Annotated in this window: 9 protein-coding genes; 6 read left to right on the top strand and 3 right to left on the bottom strand. The window is 76.7% G+C overall.

Going from position 1 to position 19817, the window contains the following annotated elements:
• Nucleotides 1-19: 19 nt before the first annotated feature.
• Nucleotides 20-583, top strand: coding sequence for an NUDIX domain-containing protein (locus ACL02T_RS32060; protein WP_412834570.1), 564 nt, complete (start codon nucleotides 20-22; stop codon nucleotides 581-583).
• A gap of 71 nt (nucleotides 584-654) precedes the next feature.
• On the opposite strand, the gene ACL02T_RS32055 is transcribed toward ACL02T_RS32060, so the two are convergent.
• Nucleotides 655-1332: a winged helix-turn-helix transcriptional regulator gene (locus ACL02T_RS32055; RefSeq protein ID WP_412834556.1), complete on the bottom strand. Its 678-nt coding sequence runs from the start codon at nucleotides 1330-1332 to the stop codon at nucleotides 655-657.
• Nucleotides 1333-1405: 73 nt separating this feature from the next.
• On the opposite strand from ACL02T_RS32055, the gene ACL02T_RS32050 reads away from it, so the two are divergent.
• Nucleotides 1406-2557, top strand: coding sequence for an acyl-CoA dehydrogenase family protein (locus tag ACL02T_RS32050; RefSeq protein WP_412834555.1), 1152 nt, complete (start codon nucleotides 1406-1408; stop codon nucleotides 2555-2557).
• Nucleotides 2558-2597: 40 nt separating this feature from the next.
• Here the strand turns inward: ACL02T_RS32050 and ACL02T_RS32045 are convergent, their stop codons facing one another.
• Both ACL02T_RS32045 and ACL02T_RS32040 read right to left on the bottom strand, forming a co-directional pair.
• Complete coding sequence (locus ACL02T_RS32045; protein WP_412834554.1) at nucleotides 2598-3263, bottom strand: DUF1707 domain-containing protein; 666 nt, start codon at nucleotides 3261-3263, stop codon at nucleotides 2598-2600.
• Nucleotides 3264-3372: 109 nt separating this feature from the next.
• A complete protein-coding gene (locus ACL02T_RS32040) occupies nucleotides 3373-4077 on the bottom strand; it encodes a hypothetical protein (RefSeq protein WP_412834553.1) in 705 nt (234 codons plus the stop codon).
• 97 nt (nucleotides 4078-4174) lie between these two features.
• On the opposite strand from ACL02T_RS32040, the gene ACL02T_RS32035 reads away from it, so the two are divergent.
• The 4 genes from ACL02T_RS32035 to ACL02T_RS32020 all read left to right on the top strand — a co-directional run bounded on the left by ACL02T_RS32035 (nucleotide 4175) and on the right by ACL02T_RS32020 (nucleotide 19798).
• On the top strand, nucleotides 4175-5161 hold the full coding sequence (locus ACL02T_RS32035) for an LLM class F420-dependent oxidoreductase (RefSeq protein ID WP_412834552.1): 987 nt from the start codon (nucleotides 4175-4177) through the stop codon (nucleotides 5159-5161).
• Between the two features lie 89 nt (nucleotides 5162-5250).
• Nucleotides 5251-6207 carry a site-specific tyrosine recombinase XerD gene (locus ACL02T_RS32030; RefSeq protein WP_503129109.1) on the top strand — a complete coding sequence of 319 codons (957 nt, stop codon included), beginning with the start codon at nucleotides 5251-5253 and terminating at the stop codon, nucleotides 6205-6207.
• Between the two features lie 12 nt (nucleotides 6208-6219).
• Nucleotides 6220-6963, top strand: a complete 744-nt coding sequence (locus ACL02T_RS32025) for a DUF4097 family beta strand repeat-containing protein (RefSeq protein WP_412834569.1) — start codon at nucleotides 6220-6222, stop codon at nucleotides 6961-6963.
• 292 nt (nucleotides 6964-7255) lie between these two features.
• The gene (locus ACL02T_RS32020; RefSeq protein WP_412834550.1) at nucleotides 7256-19798 is read left to right on the top strand and encodes a non-ribosomal peptide synthetase; all 12543 of its coding nucleotides are present in this window, start codon (nucleotides 7256-7258) and stop codon (nucleotides 19796-19798) included.
• The last annotated feature ends 19 nt before the right edge of the window (nucleotides 19799-19817 follow it).

Raw genomic sequence — 19817 nt, 5'->3', positions numbered from 1 at the left:
CATCTACGAGGGCCGCGTGATGGCCGTGCGGGCGGACACGGTCCGCATGCCCGGCGGCCGGGAGGCGACCCGCGAGATCGTCGAGCACCCGGGGGCGGTCGCGATCGCCGCGCTCGACGAGCAGGACCGGCTGATGATGATCCTGCAGTACCGGCACGCGGTGCGGCGCCGGCTGTGGGAGATGCCCGCCGGGCTGCTCGACCAGGCCGGCGAGGACCCGGTGGCCGCGGCCGCCCGGGAGCTCGCCGAGGAGGTGGGCCTCGAGGCCGACCACTGGTCGGTGCTGGTCGACGCGGTGCCCTCGCCCGGCTTCTCCGAGGAGGCCATCCGGGTCTACCTGGCCACCGGGCTGCGCGAGGTCGGGCGCCCCGACCTGGGCGACGACGAGGAGTCCGAGCTCGAGCTGCGCCGGATCCCGCTCGCCGAGGCGGTCGACATGGCGCTGCGGGGTGAGATCGTCAACGCCACGGCGGTCGCGGGGGTCCTCGCCCTGCAGGCGGTGCGGGACGGGCACGGCGCGACACGCCCGACCGACGCCCCCTGGCCGGACCGCCCCACGGCCTTCGCCGAGCGCAAATCCTGAGCCGACCGCACGAACGGCACTCTCGTGCGGTAGGTCCGCACGAGAGTGCCGTTCGTGCGACGGGGAGCCGGTCAGCCGGCCGCGCGCGCGAGCCCGCGCCGGACGGACGGGGCGACCGGGCTCAGCCGCAGGGCGTCGGGCAGCCGCAGCACCACGTCCCGGCGTCCGGTCAGCGACAGCCGCCCGTCGCCGCGGACCACGGCGAGGTCCAGCGCGCCCGCCCACACCTGGTAGAGCACGCCCAGCGAGGTCTCGATCACCGCGTCGACCTCGTAGCCGGGGTCGGTGAAGCACAGCGACACGTCGTGCGGCTGGATCACGAACCAGAACCGTCGGCGTCGGGCGTCGGGCACGTGGACGTGCAGCACCGTGCGTCTCCCCCCGAGCGGTCCGGGGTCGATCCCGCCGCGGATCCACCACATGAGCGTGGTCGGGTCGAGCTCGTCGGGTCGCGGCTCGCCGAAGGCCCAGCGGGCGCCCCACTCGGCGAGGCCGAAGAGCAGCGGCATCAGGTCCTCGCACGCGGGCGTCGGGCGGTACTCGCCGTCGGCGTGCACCACCAGGCCTGCGCGCTCGAGCTGGCCGAGCCGCTTCGACAGCAGCGCCCGGGACATCCCGGGCAGCCCGCGGGCGAGCTCGTTGAAGCGGGTCGCACCGACGAGCAGGTCACGGACCACGAGCAGGGTCCACCGATCGCCCAGGATCTCCAGCGACCGCGTGATGGGGCAGTACTGGCCATAGCGGGACATGGCCGCACATCTTCCTCGGCCCGGTTCATTTTCGGAACTATGCGACGAGCCGGGCACGCCGGATCCTGCCTGCATGACGACTCTCGAGCAGGTCCCCACCAGCACCCTCGCCGACGCCGACGTCGTGGCCCTCGCGGCGGCCGTCGGCCGGGCCGCGGCCCCGTTCGAGGCCGCGCACGACGCCGACGCCGGCTTCGTCGCCGAGGCCTACGCGGCCATGGCCGAGCTCGGCTACCACCGCCTCGGCGTACCGGTGGAGCTCGGCGGGCTCGGCGCGAGCCTGCGCCAGGTGGTGCTGGCGGAGGAGGAACTCGGCCGGTGGTCCGGGTCCGCCGCGCTCGCCGCCGCGATGCACCAGTACCTGACCCGCATGCAGGTGTGGCGGCACCGGCGCGGCAAGCCCGATGCGGCGGCGGTCCTGCGCCGGGTCGCCGACGAGGGCCTGGTCCTCGCGACGAGCGGCGGCTCGGACTGGGTCTGCCCGACGACCACGGCCACCCGCGTCGACGGCGGTTACCGGTTCGACGGCCGCAAGACCTTCTGCTCGCAGGCCCCGGCCGCGGGGGTGCTCGCCACCTCGGCGGTGCTCGGCGAGCCCGGTCCCGACGCGGTCGTGCTGCACGCCGGAGTGCCGTTCGCGGCGCCGGGCGTGCGGATCGTCGAGACCTGGGACACCCTCGGCATGCGCGGCACGGCCAGCCACGACGTGGTGCTCGACGGCGTGTTCGTGCCGGAGGAGAAGGTGCTCGGCACCCGGCCGTACGGGGCGCTCGCCGGTCCGCTGCTGGTCGCGGTGATCCACTTCGCCCCGGTCGCGGCGGCGGCCTACCTCGGTGTCGCGCGCGGGGCGTGCGAGGAGGCCGAGCGGCTGGCCGCCGGCCGGGCCGAGGTGCCCCCGGCGGCCGTGCGCGGGATCGGCGAGATGCGGGCGCGGCTGCGGGTCGCCCGCTGGGCCCTGCTGGCGGCCGTCGACGAGGTCGGCGACGACCCGCCCGCCGACGACCCGACCCTCGACGCGGTGCTGACGGCCAAGCGGCACGCCGTCGTCGAGGCGCGGGAGGTCGTGGACCGGGCGCTGGAGGTCGCGGGCGGGCCGGCGTTCTTCCGCAGCTCGCCGCTCGAGCGGGCCTACCGCGACGTCCGGGGCGGCCCGTTCCACCCGCTCACACCGGAGGCGACGCTGGCCCGGCTCGGCGAGAGGGCGCTGGCGGCCCGCCGGGCCTGATCCGGCGCACGCCGGGGTCGGCAGGTTCCCGAGGCCGTTCTCAGGGTCGCAGCGGCCGGCCCTGCGCGTCCGTGGACCGGCCGGCGAGCAGGACGATGCCGTCGACGAAGCCCCAGATCGCCCCGAGTCCGAACGTCACGATCGTGACGATCAGCTGGGCGATCGCGATGCCGGTGTGCCCGGTGTAGAAGCGGCCGATCCCGGCGCCGCCCAGGAACAGCTGCAGCAGGCCCGCGGCGAGCTTGGACTTGTCCGAGTAGGGGGCGCCGGTGCCGGGCTCGCGGCCGTAGGGGGCGTCGGGGGCGGCGCCCGGGACGTGGTGCGGCAGACCGGGGGCGCCGTAGGTCGGGCCCCCGTGCGGCGCGGGCGCGGAGCCGTGGCCGGTGAAGGCCTGGTGGCCGGTGTACGGCCCGTCGGCGTACCCGGAGGGGAGGCCCGCCGGTGGTCCGTAGGCCTGCCCGTACCCGGTCTGCCCGCCGCCGTGCCCGCCCGCGCGGTTCCGCAGCGCCGACGGGTGCGGGGCGGGAAGGTCGGTGAACAGCCCGCCGAGGTCGTCCAGCGTCCGCGCGGCCCACACCTGCGCGACGCGCTCCTCGTACTCCGCGCCGTCGAGCCGGCCGTGGGAGAAGTGCTCCGCGAGCGCCTGCGCGGCGTCCTCGCGCTCGGCGTTGCCGATCCTGACCTGCGGGGGCTCGGGCTCGCTCACGGGACAGACCGTACCCGTGACCGCCCGGCGGGCGACGACACCCGTGGCCGGGAACCTCACCTCCGCTCATCCGCCTCCCGCGCGACGTGACGACCGCGCCGGTGAAGGCCTAGCGGTGCGGCGGCAGGAAGACCTCAGTTCCGGGGGAGTGCAGGACGGCGCTCACGTGCAGGCCGGCGTGCGCGATCGGTGCGCCGACCGGGTTGAGGGTGACCAGGGTCGGCAGGCTCCAGACGACGTCCGCCGCGACCGGTCGGGCCACCATCGAGGACCGGAAGTCGCGATACCCGAGGTGATAGACGGTCGTCATGACCAGCGAGGCCAGCAGCGCGGCCGCCCCGATCAGAACCGTGCCGGACCTGCGCCGGCGCATCCTGCTCCCCTCGGCCGCGGCGAAGACCGCCAGGATCGGGAAGGCCGACAGCAGCAGGCCGTCCACGGCACCGTAGGCCACCCCGCGCCAGAGCACCGCCCACGCCAGTGCCAGGCCCTCCGGTCGGGGCGTCGCGGGTTCGGTGCCGACGACGACGGCGGCGAGGACGGCGGCGACGAGCACGCCGAGGACGACGGCCGACCGCCGACGGCGGCGCACCATCACGTCGAGGCGCTGCCCGGTCCTCCGTGCCCACAGCACGAAGAACCCGAGCGCGGTCGCCAGGTAGACGCCGTAGTAGAGGTCCCTCGGCAGGTGCAGGACGTCCGCGAACAGGCACGGAACCGCGAAGCCCACGCCGAAGCCGGCACCCAGCCAGGCACGGTGCCGCCGGGCGGCGCCGGACCGGGTCCGCTCGCTCCGGACACGTGAGCCGGTCATGTCCCGACCGTGCGCGCCCCCGCGGGGAGCGGGTAGGGCCGGACGTCACGGCCGCCCTGGTCCTCGCGGCGGGTCGAGGAGTCCTAGGCTCGCGACCATGCGTTTCGGTCTCTTCGTCCCTCAGGGCTGGCGGCACGATCTCGCCGGCATCGACCCCGCCGAGCAGTGGGGGGTGATGAAGGGGCTCGCGGCCCACGCGGACGCCGGCCCGTGGGAGTCGATCTGGGTCTACGACCATTTCCACACCGTGCCCGCCCCGACCGACCAGGCCACGCACGAGGCGTGGACCTTGATGGCGGCGTTCGCGGCCTCGACCGAGCGGGTCCGGCTCGGCCAGATGTGCACCTGCATGGCCTACCGCAACCCGGCATACCTGGCGAAGGTCGCGGCGACCGTCGACGTCGTGTCCGGCGGGCGGGTCGAGATGGGCATCGGCGGGGGCTGGTACGAGCACGAGTGGCGCGCCTACGGCTACGGCTTCCCGCCGCCGCGGGACCGGCTCGGCATGCTCGACGAGGGCGTGCAGATCTTCCGGCAGGCCTGGCGGAAGGGCGTCGCGACGCTCGACGGCACGCACTACCGGGTCGACGGGGCGATCTGCGAACCCCGGCCGCTCCAGGCCGGCGGCATCCCGATCTGGGTCGCCGGTGGCGGCGAGAAGGTCACGCTGCGGATCGCGGCCCGCTACGCCGACTACACCAACTTCGACGGCAGCCCCGACGGCTTCACGGCGAAGTCGGAGATCCTGGCCCGGCACTGCCGGGACCTGGGTACGGACTTCGAGGCGATCGTCCGCTCGGCGAACTACAACGTCGCCATCGGCGCCACGGAGGCCGAGGTCTCCGACCGGCTGCGGCAGGTGGTCGACCGGTTGACCCCCTACGTCGGCAAGGAGAAGGCGGAGTCGCAGCTCGGCGCCTTCCGCGGGCTGCCGGGCGTGGGCACGCCGGAGCAGATCGTGGAGAACCTGCGCGGGATGCAGGAGCGCGGGATGACCTACGGCATCTTCTACTTCCCCGAGGCCGCCTACGACCGCTCGGGGATCGAGCTGTTCGAGCGCGAGGTCATCCCGAACCTGGCCTGATGCGTGTGACGACCCGGTCGAGCGCGTCGTGGAGCCATGGTGCGTGTGACGACCCGGTTCCAGCGCGTTGTGCATCCATAATGCGGCGCATGGGCACGCGGGTCGCGGACGGGACGCAGGCCTTCCTCGCGCACCTCGCGGTGGAGCGGGGGAGTTCGGCGAACACGGTGCGCTCCTACACGACCGACCTGGGCCGATACGCGGCGTACCTGCAGGAGCGGGGGATCGACGACCTCGCCGCGGTCGCCGAGTCCGACGTCGCCGACTTCGTCGTGGCGCTGCGCAGCGGCGAGGCGCCGCTGGCGGCGTCGTCGGCGGCGCGGGCCCTCGCCGCGGTCCGTGGCCTGCACCGGTTCGCGGCGCGGGACGGGCTGGTGCCGGTCGACGTCGCCCGCGCGGTCGCCCCGCCCAGCCTGCCCCGGCGGCTGCCCAGGACCCTCACGGTCGACCAGGTCGAGCAGCTGCTGGCCGGTTGCGTCGGCGACGGGCCGACCGGGCTGCGCGACCGTGCGCTGCTCGAGCTGCTCTACTCGACGGGGGCCCGGACCTCCGAGGCCGTCGGCCTCGACCTCGACGACCTCGACACCGCCTCGCGGACGGTCCTGTTGCGCGGCAAGGGCGGCACGCAGCGCATCGTGCCCGTGGGGCGGCCCGCGCTCGCCGCCGTCGACGCCTACCTGGTGCGGGCCCGTCCCGGCCTGGCCACCCGGGGCCGCGGCACCCCGGCCCTGCTGCTCAACGCCCGCGGCGCCCGGCTCTCCCGGCAGAGCGCCTGGCACGCCCTGCGCACCGCGGCCGACGTCGCGGGCCTCGACCCCACCACGGTCTCGCCGCACACCCTGCGGCACTGTTTCGCCACCCACCTGCTCGCGGGCGGCGCGGACGTCCGCGTGGTCCAGGAGTTGCTGGGCCACGCGTCGGTGACCACCACGCAGGTCTACACGCACGTCACCGTCGCCGCCCTCCGCGAGGTCTACGCGACCGCACACCCGCGGGCCCTGGGTGCGGGACGGACCCGACGCACGGGGCGGACCGGGCACCGCTAACGTCCCCCGGTGATGATCGCGACCCGGGCCCCCCGCCTGCTGCTCCTCCCCGTCCTGGTCACCGGCCTGCTCCTCGCCGGATGCGGCGGCAGCACCTTGCGCACCGACACCGGTCCCGGCCGGGTATCGGGCGCGTCCTCGGGAGCGCTCACCATCGAGGGCGGGACCCAGCGACACGAGGGCACCGTCGGGCGCGTCGAGATCATGTCCGACGCCGGCGACGTCACGCTCCGATCCGGACCCGACGGCGTGGCCACGGTGGACCACGAGATGCGGTGGACCGGGGCGCGGCCCGAGCTGACCCAGGAGCTCACGGGCGACGTCCTGCGCATCACCGCCCGGTGCCCCGACCCGGGGGAGCGGTGCGAGACCAGGCTGGCGGTGACGGTGCCCGCCGCGTCGGGGTCCACCGTGGACCTGGGTGCGGGTGACGTCGCGGTCGAGGACCTGGCGGGGGCGCAGGAGCTGCGCACCGCCTCCGGCGACGTCGCCGGGAGCGGCCTCGCCGGGCCGCGGGTGTCCGCGCACAGTGCGGCCGGGGACGTCGAGCTGATCTTCGACGCCGCACCGTCCACGGTCGTCGCGGAGTCGACGGCCGGGGACGTCGACGTGCTCGTCCCGGTCGGCCCGGTGTACCGCGTGGACGCGGGCACGACCGTCGGCTCGGTCGAGGTCGGTGTCGCGGACGACCCGGGCGCGGCGGCCACGATCAGCGCGCACAGCACGGCGGGCGACGTCCGCGTCGCGCACCGCTGACCAGCGCGAACCAGCGAGGACCCGTCCGCGGACGGACCCTGCGGGTCCGGTGCCGCCGACCGGCGTCGACCTCGCGACGTGACCGATCTGTCGCGTTCTGTCGTCTTCCTCACTCGAACGGCCCTCGGCCCGTGCTTGCATCCGGACCCCCGCCCTGGTTTGTTAAGTAAGCCTTACCGCGTGTGAATGCAGCCTTCCCGGTCATGTGTGTAGGGGGGTCTGCGAGCGGGGACGATGGCTGTCTCCTGCGCGCGGCACGGTCCGACGAACTCGACGAGAGGCGGTGTCACGAGTGAGCGTGCCCCCCGCACTCGGTATCCGTACCGGCGCGACGCTCGCCCTGTCGGCCGCGCAGCTCGGGGTGTGGAACGCCCAGCGGCTGGACCCGGAGTCGCGCGGCTACCTCGTCGGCGAGGTCCTCGAGATCTCCGCCGGCGAGGGTGGCGACCCGATCGACGTCGCGGCGCTCGGCGACGCCGTGCGCGCGACGATCGACGAGGCCGAGACCCTGCGCCTGCGCGTGCACGACACCCCCGACGGTCCACGCCAGACGGTGTCCGACGAGCCCGCGGCGCGGCCCCGCGTCGTGGACCTGCGCGGGGAGCGCAACCCGGTCGCGGTGGCGCACGCGCTGGTCGACGCCGAGCGCTCGCGCGCCGCCGAGGCCTGCCGGGGCATGGTGGACCGTCCCCTCCACACCTACACGCTGGTGCGGCTGTCCGATCAGGACGTGTGGTGCATCCAGCTGTACCACCACCTGATCGTCGACGGGTACAGCGCGGCGATGCTCTCCCGCCGGGTCGCGGCCCACTACACCGCGCGGGTGCGCGGCACCGAGCCGCCGCCCGCGACCTTCGGCGCGATCGCCGACCTGGTCGCGAAGGACCGCGAGTACGAGGCGAGCGAACGGTTCGTCCGGGACCGCGAGTTCTGGCGCGACCTGCTCACCCCGCTGCCCGAGCTCGGCGGCCGCGGGGACGCACCCGAGGGCCCCGCCGACCGCACACTGCACGCGCGGGCGTTCGTCTCCGGCGCCACGCTCGACCGGCTCGAGGCGCTGGCCGACGACACCGGCACCACCTGGGCCGAGGCGCTCATCGCCTGCTACGCGGGCTTCCTGCACCGGCTGCGCGGCGAGTCCGACCTGGTCGTCGCGCTGCCGATGATGGCGCGCACCGGCGCGGCGGCCCTGCGGACGCCGGCGATGGCGGTCAACGTGCTGCCGCTGCGGCTGTCGGTGCGCGGCGGCGACCGGCTCGGCGACCTCGCCCAGCAGGTGGGCCGCGCGATGCTGGGCATGCGGGCCCACCAGCGCTACCGCGGCGAGAACCTGCCGCGCGACCTCGGCGTCCCCGGCGCGGGCGCGCTGCTGCACGGCATCGGGATCAACGTCAAGGCCTTCGACCTCACGTTGGACTTCGCCGGCGCCGTCGGCATCCTGCGCAACGTCGCCGGCGGGCCGCCGGAGGACCTCGGCCTCACCGTCACCCCGCAGCGCGACGGCGGGCTGATGCTCGGCTTCGAGGTCGACGCGCGGACCACCTCGCAGGCCACCGTCGACCGGCGGATGGCCGCCCTGGTGCGGATGATCGAGGGCCTGACCGGGCCGGCCGACCCGGCGGTCGGGCAGGTGGACCTGCTCGGGGAGGAGGAGCAGGCCCGGCTGCTCGCCGGGCGCACCCCCGCCGCGCTGCCCGGCACCCCGAAGCTCGTCCCGGCCGTCCTCGACCGCCTCGCCGCGACCCGGCCCGACGCGACCGCTCTGGTCCACGGCGCCGAGCAGCTCACCGTCGCCGAGCTCGCCGGCCGGGTCCACCGGCTGGCGCGGGCGTTGCGGCACCGGGGGATCGGGCCCGACGACGTCGTCGCGCTGGCCCTGCCCCGCTCGGTCGACCTCGTCGTCGCGCTGCTCGCGGTGCTCGACGCCGGCGCCGCCTACACCGTCCTCGACCTCGACCATCCGGCCGAGCGGCTGCGCACGCTGCTCGACGACACCTGCCCGGCACTCGTCCTCGGATCCGGCGTGCCCGAGGCCGTGACCCTGGAGACCGAGGGACTGCCGGACGGGCCGTTGACCGCGGCCGAGCTTGCCGCGCCGCGGCACCCCGAGCACCTCGCCTACGTGATCCACACGTCCGGCTCGACCGGCACGCCCAAGGGCGTCCTGGTCCGGCACGCGGGCCTGGCGGCGCTGCTGCACCACCACCGCACCACGCTCTACGCCGCGGCCGAGCGGCGGGCCGGGCGGCGGCTGCGGACCGCGCACACCGCCTCCTTCTCCTTCGACGCCTCGCTGGACCAGCTGAGTTGGCTGCTCTGCGGGCACGAGATGCACCTCTACGACGCCGACCTGGTCAAGGACGCCGCCGGGCTGGTCGCGGCGTTCGCCGCCGACGGCATCGACTGCGTGGACCTGACCCCGTCGATGGCCGCGGCGCTCGTCGACCACGGCCTGCTCGACGGTCCGCACCCGCCCGTCCAGCTCGTGCTGGGCGGCGAGGCGGCGCCCGCCGCGCTGTGGGAGCGGATCGCGCGCTCCGGGGTGGTGGCGCACAACCTCTACGGGCCCACCGAGGCGACGGTCGACGCGACCGCCGCGCCGGTCGAGGGCACCACCCCGACCATCGGGCTCCCGCTGGCCGGCACCCGCGCGTACCTGCTCGACGCCGCGCTGGTTCCGGTCCGGGACGGCGAGCGGGGCGAGCTCTACCTGGCCGGGCCGCACCTCGCCCGGGGCTACCTCGGCCGCCCCGGGGCCACCGCGGAGCGCTTCCTGCCGGACCCCTTCGGCGCCCCCGGCGACCGTATGTACCGCACCGGCGACGTCGCGGTGTGGACCCCGGGCCGCGGGCTGGAGTTCGCCGGCCGCGGGGACGGCCAGGTCAAGATCCGCGGGTTCCGGGTGGAGCTCGGCGAGGTCGAGTCCGCGCTGAGCGAGGTTGCGGGCGTCACCGCCGCGGCGGCCGTGCTCCGCACGGACGGCGCCCGCCCGATGCTGGTCGGGTACGTGACCGGCACGGTCGAACCGGACCGGGTGCGGTCCGCGCTGGCCGCGCGGCTGCCGGAGCACCTGGTGCCCGCCGCCGTCGTGGTGCTCGACGCCCTGCCGGTCACGGTGAGCGGCAAGCTGGACCGCGCCGCCCTGCCCGCGCCCCGGCTCGCCGGCTCCGGGCGGGCCCCGGCCACGGCGCGGGAGCGGGCGCTGTGCGAGGTCGTCGGCGAGGTGCTCGGCCAGGAGGGCGTCGGTCCCGACGACGACTTCTTCGGCCTCGGCGGCGACAGCATCACCGCCATCGGCGTGAGCAGCCGGGCCCGCGCCCGGGGCCTGGACCTGCGACCCAAGGACCTGTTGTCGCGCCGCGACCTCGGCGCGCTCGCCGCGGAGGTGCGCGAGGTCGAGACGGGGCGTCCCGCCGCGCCGGACGTGGCGACGGGTTCGGCGCCGGCCACGCCGATCGTCCGCGCGCTGCTGGACCCGAACCCCGCCGACGAGGCGATTGCCGGCTACGCGCAGTGGACCGCGGTGCAGGTGGACGAGCCGATCGAGCTCGCCGACCTCGTGGCCGGTGTCCAGGCCGTCCTCGACCGGCACGATGCGTTGCGGATCGTGCTGCGCGGCAGCGGTTCCGACGCCGAGCTGATCGTCCGGGACGGCGGTGCCCCGCGGGCGACGGAGATCGTGCGCGAGGGGTTCGGCGAGCCCGCGGTCGCCGCCGGACGGGAGGCCGCCCTGCTCGACCCGCGGGCGGGGGACACCCTGCGTGTGGTCCTGCTGCGCCGCTCGTGCTCCGGACCGGACGAGCTGGTGGTCGTCGCCCATCACCTCGTGGTCGACGGGGTGTCGTGGCGGGTGCTGCTGCGGGACCTGCAGGAGGCGTGCACCGCCGCCCGCGAGCGCCGCGGGCCCCGCTTCGCGCCGCGGGGCGGCTCCTGGCGGCGGCACGCCCTCGCCCTCGCGGAGGAGGGCACGTCCGGCGCCCGCCGCGCCGAGCTGGCGCACTGGCGGTCCGCGCTGGCCGCGGTGGAGCCGCTCGGGGACCGGCACGTCGGCCCCGCCGACACCGTCGCCACCGCGGCCCGCACCCGCACGACCCACGCCCCCGAGGTCGCCGAGGCGCTGCTCACCGTACTCCCGGAGAAGTACCGGGCCGGTGCGGAGGACGTGCTGCTCGCCGCGCTCGTCCTCGCCGTCCGCTCGTGGCGCGGCCCCGCTGAGGCCCGCGCGGTCTCCCTGGAGCGGCACGGCCGGGAGTACGCCGACCTGGACCTGGCCGGCACCGTCGGCTGGTTCACCAGCGAGTTCCCGGTCCGGGTGCCCGACGCGCTCACCGACGCCGACCTCGACGACGCCCTCGCGGGCGGCCCGGCCGCCGGGCGCCTGCTGCGCGCGGCCAAGGAGGCCCTGCGCGCGGTGCCGGGCGAGGGCGCGGGGTTCGGGGTGCTGCGGTACCTCGACCCGGAGACCGCGCCGGAACTCGCGGCGGCCCCGCCGCCGGCGCTGCTGCTCAACTACCTGGGCCGCTTCGCCCCGCTCCCGGGCTGGCTGCTGCCCCCCGAGGACCCGTTCGCGGTCGTCGAACCGGCGGGCAAGCGGCTGGCGGAGTCCCTGGCGCTCAACGTGTTCGTGCACACCGACGGCCGGCTCGCGGTCGAGTGGACGGCCGCGTCGGCGATCCTGGGGCCCGGCGACGTCGGGGCGCTGCAGGAGCACTGGGACCTCGCCCTCGAGGCGCTCGCGGCGCACGCCGCCCTCGCGCCCGGTGGGCTCACGCCCTCGGACTGCGCCGGGACCGCGGTGGACCAGGAGGCGATCGACGCGCTCGAGGCCGCGCACGGCCCGCTCGACGAGCTGCTCCCGCTCTCCCCGCTGCAGGAGGGCCTGCTCTTCCACGCCGTCCGCGACGGCGCCCGGGACGTCTACGCCCTCACCGCGCGCTTCGACCTCGCCGGTCCGCTGGAGGCCGACCGGCTGCGCGGCGCCGTCGAGGGGCTGCTCGCGCGGCACACCAACCTGCGCGCGGCGTTCCACTTCGAGGCGCTCGACCGCCCGGTGCAGGCGATCCCGCGCGCGGTGTCGCTGCCCTGGCGCGAGGTGGACCTGACCGCCCTGCCCGAGCGGGCCGCCGCCCGCGCCGCGGACCGGCTGGAGGACGAGGCCGCCACGCACGTGTTCGACGTACGGGTGCCGCCGCTGCTGCGCGGCCTGCTGATCCGGCTGCCCGACGAGCGGCACCGGCTGGTGCTGACCGCCCACCACCTGCTCACGGACGGCTGGTCCACGCCGATCGTCCTGGGGGACCTGCTCGAGCTCTACCACCGCGGCGCCGACCACCTGCCGGCCCCGGCGGCCTACCGGACCTACCTCGCCTGGCTCGCCGGCCGCGACCGGGCGGCGCAGCGGGCGGCGTGGGCGGACCGGCTCGCGGGCGCGGTGCCGACCCTGGTGGCCTCCGGCGCGCCCTCGCAGGAGCGGGTGCGGCTCGCGGTGCCGCTCGACCCGGGAACCGCCACCGCGCTGTCCGCGTTCGGCCGCGAGCGCGGGCTCACCGTGAACACGCTGGTGCAGGGCTCGTGGGCGGTCGTCCTGGCCGAGACCACCGGGTTCGACGACGTCGTGTTCGGCGCCACGGTGTCCGGTCGCCCGGCGGACCTGCCGGGCGTCGAGGGCATGGTCGGGCTGTTCAGCAACACCATCCCCGGGCGGCTGGCCCTGCACCGGGACCGGCCGCTGCCGGCGCAGTTCGCCGAGTTGCAGGCCGCCCAGTTCGCGATGCAGGAGGTCGAGCACGCGAGCCTCGCCGAGATCGAGCGCGCGGCCGGCCAGGGGCAGCTGTTCGACACGCTGGTGGTGTTCGAGAACTTCCCGGCGGGCCCGGCGCGGGCCGCCGGCGACCCCGTGCGGGTCGAGGGCGTCACGCATCGCGGTGTCACGCACTACCCGCTGACGCTGCTCGCGCCCCCCACGACACCCGGCGCCGGCCTGGAGCTGGTCCTCGACCACGATCCCGGTGCGGTACCCGCGGACCGGGCGGAGCGGATGGCCGCCCGGCTGGCCGAGATCCTGTCCGGGCTGCTCAGCGGGCCGGAGCGGATCGCCGGTGAGGTCGTGCGGTCCGGTGCCGGCGAGGTGCGCCGTGCGGTTCCGGTCGATGGGCCCGGCAGCGCGGGGACCGACGCGAGGACCGCTGCCGAGAACGCAGCACAGAACACCGAACAGAACGCGGCGGAGAACGCGGTCGGGGACCGGGTCGCGGTCGCGCCCGTGGCCGCCGAGCGCGCGGTCCTGAGGGCGATCCGGGTGGCCGCGGCAGCGGTCCTGGAGGTCCCCGAGGTGGGTGCCGACGAGGACTTCTTCGCCCTCGGCGGGCACTCGCTCACCGCGATGCGGCTGGTCGGGCGGCTCCGGCGGGCCGGGGTGCGGCTCACGGTGCCGCAGGTGTTCGAGGCGCCGACACCCAGGGCGCTCGCCGGGCTCGCGGAGGTCGACGAGGACCGCCTGGCGGCGACCGCGCTCGCCACCGACACCGCGGACGAGCCCGCCACGGACCCGGGCGACGAGCAGCCGGCGGTGGCCCCCACCGCCCCCGATGCCGCCGCCGAGGACCGGCTCGCCGTGCAGGAGACGTACTGGCGGGAGCAGCTGGCCGGGCTGCCCGTCGAGCTCGACCTGCCCTTCGACCACCCGCGCCCGGCCCTGTCCGCGCACCGCGGGCGCACCGTGCTCCGGCCACTGCCCGCGCACGTCCGCGCCGCGATCACCCGGGTGTGCACGGAGCACCACGCCACGCCGCTGATGGTGCTGCAGGCCGCGGTGGCCCTCACGTGGGCCCTGCTGGGTGCGGGCCGGGATGTCCCGCTCGGCACCACCGTCGCCCGCCGCCCCGACACCGGCGGGGAGCACGAGGTCACCGACACCGTCGGCCACCTCGTCGACACGCTGGTGGTCCGCTGCGACCTGACCGGCCGGCCGTCGTTCGCCGAGCTCCTCGGCCGTGTCCGGGACACCGCCCTCGAGGGGCTGGCCCATCGGGATCTGCCGTTCGAGCGGCTGGTCGACCTCCTGTCCCCGCCCCGCAGCCCCGCCCGGCACCCGCTGTTCCAGACGGCCGTCGCGTACGAGGGCCGGGTCGCGCCGAGCCCGCTCGGCGACCTCCTGCCCGAGCCGGTCGACCCGGTCCGCCGGGACGCCCGGTGCGACGTGGCCGTCCGGCTGGTCGACGACGGGCAGGCCTCCGACGGGGGCGCCGTCCTCCGCCTGGTCGCGGACGCGGAGCTGTTCGAGGAGCCGACCGTCGGGTTCCTGCTCGATGCGCTGGTCCACGTCCTCGCCCGGGCCCTGGCCGCACCGCAGGTACCGATCACCACGATCACGCTGCCGCACACCGACATCGCCGACCCGCCCCGGCGCGCGGAGGTGCCGGCGGGGGTCGCGGCCGGGTTCGCCGCGCAGGCCCGCCGGACGCCGGCGGCCCCGGCCCTGGTCGCCGGCGGCCGCACCCTGACCTACGGCGAGCTGGCCGCCCGGGTGGACGCCCTCGCCGCCCGGCTGCGTGCGGCGGGGGTCGGGCCGGAGACGGTGGTCGCGGTGGCGCTGCCCCGCTCCGCGGAGCTCGTCGTCGGGCTGCTGGCCGTGCTGCGCGCGGGCGCGGCCTACCTGCCGCTCGACCTCGACTATCCGGCCGAGCGGCTGGAGTACATGCTCGACGACGCCCGCCCGGTCGCCGCCCTGACCACGGCGGGCGTGGTGGACCGGCTGCCGCGCAACGCCCCCGCCGCGATCCGCGTGGACGAGGACCACGGTGGGGCCGGGGAGCTGCCGCCGCCGCCCGCCCCGGGCGACCACCTCGCCTACGTCATCCACACCTCGGGTTCGACCGGGCGCCCGAAGGGCGTGATGGTCACCACCGCGAACCTGGCGGCGTTCGTGGGGAGCGTGGTCGGCGAGGGCTGGGTCCGCGCCGGCGACCGGCTGGTCGCGGTGACCACCGTGTCGTTCGACATCGCCGTGCTGGAGCTGTTCGCGCCGCTCGTCGCGGGTGCGACCGTCGTGCTGGCCGACCGGGCCACCGTGCTCGACCCGGACGCGCTGCACACCCTGATCCGCGACGAGCGCGCCACGGTCGTGCAGGCCACGCCGTCGCTCTGGCGGGCGCTGACCGAGCACGAGGACGCGGCCCGCCTGGCCCCCGTGCGGGCGCTGGTGGGCGGCGAGGCGCTCCCCGCCGACCTCGCGGCCGACCTCACCGCGCGGTGCGCGTCGGTCCGCAACGTCTACGGCCCCACCGAGGCCACGGTGTGGGCCACCGGCGCCGACCTCGTCCCGGGCGACGCGGTCACGATCGGCGCGCCGTGGACGGACGTCCAGGTGCGGATCCTCGACGACGACCTGCGCCCGGTCGCCGACGGCGTCGCCGGGGAGCTGTACCTCGGCGGGGCCCAGGTGGCCCGCGGCTACCTCGCCCGCCCCGCGATGACCGCGACCCGGTTCGTCGCCGCGCCCGGCGGCGAACGGCTCTACCGGACCGGTGACCTCGTGCGCCGCCGCGCCGGCCGGATCGAGTTCCTCCGCCGGGTCGACGACCAGGTGAAGGTCCGCGGCTTCCGGATCGAGCTGGGCGAGGTCGAGGGCGCGCTCGTGTCCGCCGACGGCGTGGCGCGCGCCGCCGCCGTCGTCCGCGCGGACGGCGCCGGGACCGCCCGGCTGCTGGGCTTCGTGGTGCCGGAGCCGGGGCGGACCGTCGATCCGGCGGCGGTGCGCGCCGCGGCCGGGCGGCGGGTCCCGGACCACATGATCCCGCAGGTCGTCACGGTGCTCGACGCCCTGCCGCTCACCCTCAACGGCAAGGTCGACCGCAGGGCGCTGCCGGAGCCCGTGGTGGCCACGGCCGGCCGGACGCCGCGCACCGAGGACCTCGCCGCCTCCGCGACGGAGGTGCGCACGGCCCGCCGGTCCCGGGACACCGGGTCGGCCTGGGGCGAGCTGCCGCTCGGCCCGCTGCAGGAGGGCATGTACTTCCAGTCGACGCTGGACTCGTCCGGCACCGACGTCTACCTCGTGCAGCAGCGGTTCGACTTCGCCCGCACCCCGGACGTCGCGCGGCTGCGGGCCGCGGGCGACGCACTGCTGCGGCGCTACCCCAACCTGCGCGCCGGTTTCACGCACACCGGGCGGACCGAGCCGGTCCAGGTCGTCGGGCCCGAGGTGCGGATGCCCTTCCGCGAGGTGCACCTCGCCGATGACGCCGAGCCGACGGGCCTCGACGAGCGCGAGTTCGCCGCGGGCTTCGACCTGGCGGAGCCGCCGCTGGTCCGGATGCTGCTGGTGCACCTGCCCGGCGGGCGGGCGCGGCTGGTGTTCACCCAGCACCACCTGCTGGTCGACGCCTGGTCGATCACGGTGCTCCTCGGTGAGCTGTTCGCGCTCTACGAGGGCCGGGAGCTCCCGGCGCCCGCGGACTTCCGGGACTACCTGGACTGGGCCGCGGCGGCCGACCGGCCGGCGGCGGAGGAGGCCTGGCGTTCCTACCTCGCCGGCCTCGCGCAGCCGACCCTGGTCGCGGGGGAGCGCCGACCCGGCCCGGCCGAGGGCCGCGCGCCGCTGCCGGTCCGCCGCCACGTCGACGTCGACCCGCGGACCACCGCAGCGCTGTGGGACCTGGCGGCGCGGCTCGGCGTCACCCGCTCGACGGTCGTGGCCACCGCGTGGGGTCTCGCGCTGCGGGGCAGCACCGGCCTCGACGACGTCGTGTTCGGGACGACCGTGTCCGGGCGGCCCGCCGAGGTCGAGGACGCCGAGCGGATGGTGGGCCTGCTGCTCAACACGGTGCCGGTCCGGCTGACCGTGCGGCCGGGCGAGCGGGTCGCCGACCTGCTGCGCCGGACCTTCGCCGACACCGGCCGGCTCACCGCGCACCACCACCTGGGCCTCGGCCGGCTGCAGCGGGCCGCCGGACACCCCGCGCTCTTCGACACGCTCTACGTGTTCCGCAACGCACCGCGCGACTCCGAGCGGCGCCGGGAGGTGCTGGCCCGGCACGGGATCAGCACCGTGGAGGCGGTCGACGGCACCCACTACGCGCTGACCCTCGACGTCGACCCCGCCGCCGGTCCGACCGGCGAGGGGCTGGCGATCGCGATCGAGTCCCGCCCCGACCTCGTGTCCGACGCCGACGCGGCGGCCCACCTGGACCGGCTGGTGGCCGTGCTCCGGGTGCTGACCGACCCGGAGGCCCGGGTGGCCGACACCGCGGTGCCGGCCGCCGGCACGCCGGTCGGGTTCGCGCCGCCGCGGGTCGCCGTGCCGGAGCCGGGGCAGCCCGGCGGCAGCGTCGACGCGCTGCTGCGGGCGCGGGCCGTCGCCACGCCGGACGCGACCGCGCTCGTGTTCGGCGACACCCGGCACACCGCACGGGAGACGGACGAGCGGGTCACCAGGCTGGCCAGGGTCCTCGCCGACCGCGGGGCCGGACCGGGCACCACGGTGGCGCTCGCCCTGCCGCGCACCGCCGACCACGTCGTCGCGATCTTCGCCGTGCTGCGGACCGGGGCGGCGTACCTGCCGCTGAACCTGGCCGACCCCGCTGCGCGCCGGGCCGAACTGGTCGCCGACGCCGGCGCCGCACTCGTCGTCACGACCCGTGCCGAGTCGGGGAGCGCCGGGGCTCCCGAGCTCCTGCTGGAGGAGGTCGCCGCGATCCTGGACGGCGCCGTGCCGGCGCCGGACCGCGAGGTCCCCGGCCCCACGCACCCCGACCAGCCCGCGTACGTGATCTACACGTCCGGCTCGACGGGCCGGCCGAAGGGCGTCGTCGTGGGGCACCGCGGGCTGACCGCGATGTACCACAACCACGTCGCCGAGATCTTCGAGCCGACCGCGCGGGCCGCCGCCCACCGGGGCCCGCTGCGGATCGCGCACACCGTGTCGTTCTCCTTCGACATGTCCTGGGAGGAGCTGTTCTGGCTGCTCGCGGGCCACGAGGTGCACGTGATCGACGAGCAGGCGCGGCTGGACCCCGGCTCGCTCGTGCGGCACTACCGCGAGGTCGGCATCGACGTGGTCAACGTGACCCCGTCGTACGCCCGCGAGCTCCTCGCCGGCGGCCTGCTCGACGGGGAGCGGCACCCGGCCCTGGTCATGCTCGGCGGGGAGGCCGTGCCGCCGCAGCTGTGGACACGGTTGCGCGAGCAGGACGGCGTCGACGGGTACGACCTCTACGGGCCCACCGAGTTCACGATCAACGCGATGGGCTCGCCCGTGCGGGGCAGTGCCACCCCGTGCCTGGGCCGCCCGGTCCGCAACGCCCGCGCCCGGGTGCTCGACAGCGGGCTGCGGGAGGTGCCGGTCGGCGGCGTCGGCGAGCTGTACCTGTCCGGCGACGGCGTCGCGCACGGCTATGTGGGCCGGCCCGGCCTCACCGCCGCGTCCTTCGTGGCGGACCCGTTCGCCGGCCCGGATGCGCCCGGTGCGCGGATGTACCGCACCGGTGACCTGGTCCGCCGCCGGCCGGACGGCGAGCTGCAGTACCTCGGTCGCACGGACGGCCAGGTCAAGATCCGCGGTTTCCGGATCGAGCTCGGCGAGGTCGAGGCCGCGCTGGCCCGCTGCCCCGGCGTGACCCGGGCGGCCGCCGCGGTGCAGGACGGCCGGCTCGTCGGCTACGTCACCGGCGATCCGCCCGGCGACGTGCGGGCCGCGCTGCGCGAGGCGCTGCCGGCCCACCTCGTGCCCTCCGACGTTGTGCCGGTCGCGTCGATGCCGTTGACGCCCAACGGGAAGCTGGACCGCGCCGCGCTGCCGGCGCCGCCCGCCCGGGCTGCCGCCCGCGCGCCGAAGGACGAGCGGGAGCGGGTCCTGTGCGGGCTCGTCGCCGAGGTCCTCGGCCTCGACGAGGCGGCCGTCGACCCCGACGAGTCCTTCTTCGACCTGGGCGGCGACTCGCTGACGGCGATGCGGCTGGCCGGCACGATCGAGCGGCACCTCGGCGAGGCCGTCGGCGTCGGGACGCTGATGGCGCACCCGACGGTGGCGGAGCTCGCCGCGGCGCTCGAGGCCGCCCCGGAGGCGCCGCTCGGCCGGGAGCACGTCCTGACCCTGCGGGCCGGTGGGGAGCGGGAACCCCTGTTCTGCATCCACCCGGCCGGGGGGTTCGCCTGGCCCTTCGCCGGGCTCGTCCCGCACCTGCCGGCCGACCGCCCGGTGCTGGGTCTGCAGCTGCCGAGCCTGTCCGGAGCCGACCTGCCCGAGCGCACGGTCGACGAGCTGGCCGCCCGGTACGTCGCCACGGTCCGCGGGATCCAGCCCACCGGCCCCTACCAGCTGCTCGGCTACTCGTTCGGCGGCGTCGTCGCCCTGGCGATGGCCGCGCAGCTCACGTCCGCGGGGGAGCGGGTCGCCTTCACCGGCCTGCTGGACAGCCGCCCGCCCGGCGCCGGCTACGCCGACGACGCGGGCGCGGAACCCGACCTCGCGGCGGAGGCCGGCGACGACCTCCGCGCGGCCGTCCGGCAGGCCACCACCACCTGCCTACGCCTCGGCGCGGCGTCCCGGCCGGTGCGCCACGGCGGGCCGGTCACCCTCGTCGAGGCCGCGGGCGCCGCGACCTCCGACGAGTCGACAGCGGGGCCGGGTCCGCTCGCCGCGGCATGGCGGGGCGTGTCCGCGGACGGCGCACTCACCGTGCACCGGGTCCCGCTGGACCACGCCGGGCTGGTGTCCCCGGCGGGGTGGGCCCGCACCGGACCCCTGATCGCGGCCGCGCTGGACGACGGCGCCGCCGGTGACACCGCGCCGGCCACCCCGGCCGGCGCCGCTCCCGCGACCCCCGGGTCGCCCTGATGAGAGGACCGAACCCACT

Source organism: Pseudonocardia oceanicola (assembly GCF_047200735.1).
In the GTDB taxonomy this organism is placed as follows: domain Bacteria; phylum Actinomycetota; class Actinomycetes; order Mycobacteriales; family Pseudonocardiaceae; genus Pseudonocardia.
The sequence above is the reverse complement of the archived record's forward strand: the minus strand, read 5'-3'. Positions and strand labels throughout refer to the sequence as shown.

What these genes read in the sequence shown, in the direction of transcription:
- ACL02T_RS32055 (WP_412834556.1), bottom strand. Translation starts at nt 1,332, where the DNA reads ATGTCCCGCTATGGCCAGTACTGCCCCATCACGCGGTCGCTGGAGATC.
- ACL02T_RS32040 (WP_412834553.1), bottom strand. Translation starts at nt 4,077, where the DNA reads ATGACCGGCTCACGTGTCCGGAGCGAGCGGACCCGGTCCGGCGCCGCC.
- ACL02T_RS32050 (WP_412834555.1), top strand. Translation starts at nt 1,406, where the DNA reads ATGACGACTCTCGAGCAGGTCCCCACCAGCACCCTCGCCGACGCCGAC.
- ACL02T_RS32025 (WP_412834569.1), top strand. Translation starts at nt 6,220, where the DNA reads ATGATCGCGACCCGGGCCCCCCGCCTGCTGCTCCTCCCCGTCCTGGTC.
- ACL02T_RS32060 (WP_412834570.1), top strand. Translation starts at nt 20, where the DNA reads ATGGCCGTGCGGGCGGACACGGTCCGCATGCCCGGCGGCCGGGAGGCG.
- ACL02T_RS32035 (WP_412834552.1), top strand. Translation starts at nt 4,175, where the DNA reads ATGCGTTTCGGTCTCTTCGTCCCTCAGGGCTGGCGGCACGATCTCGCC.
- ACL02T_RS32030 (WP_503129109.1), top strand. Translation starts at nt 5,251, where the DNA reads ATGGGCACGCGGGTCGCGGACGGGACGCAGGCCTTCCTCGCGCACCTC.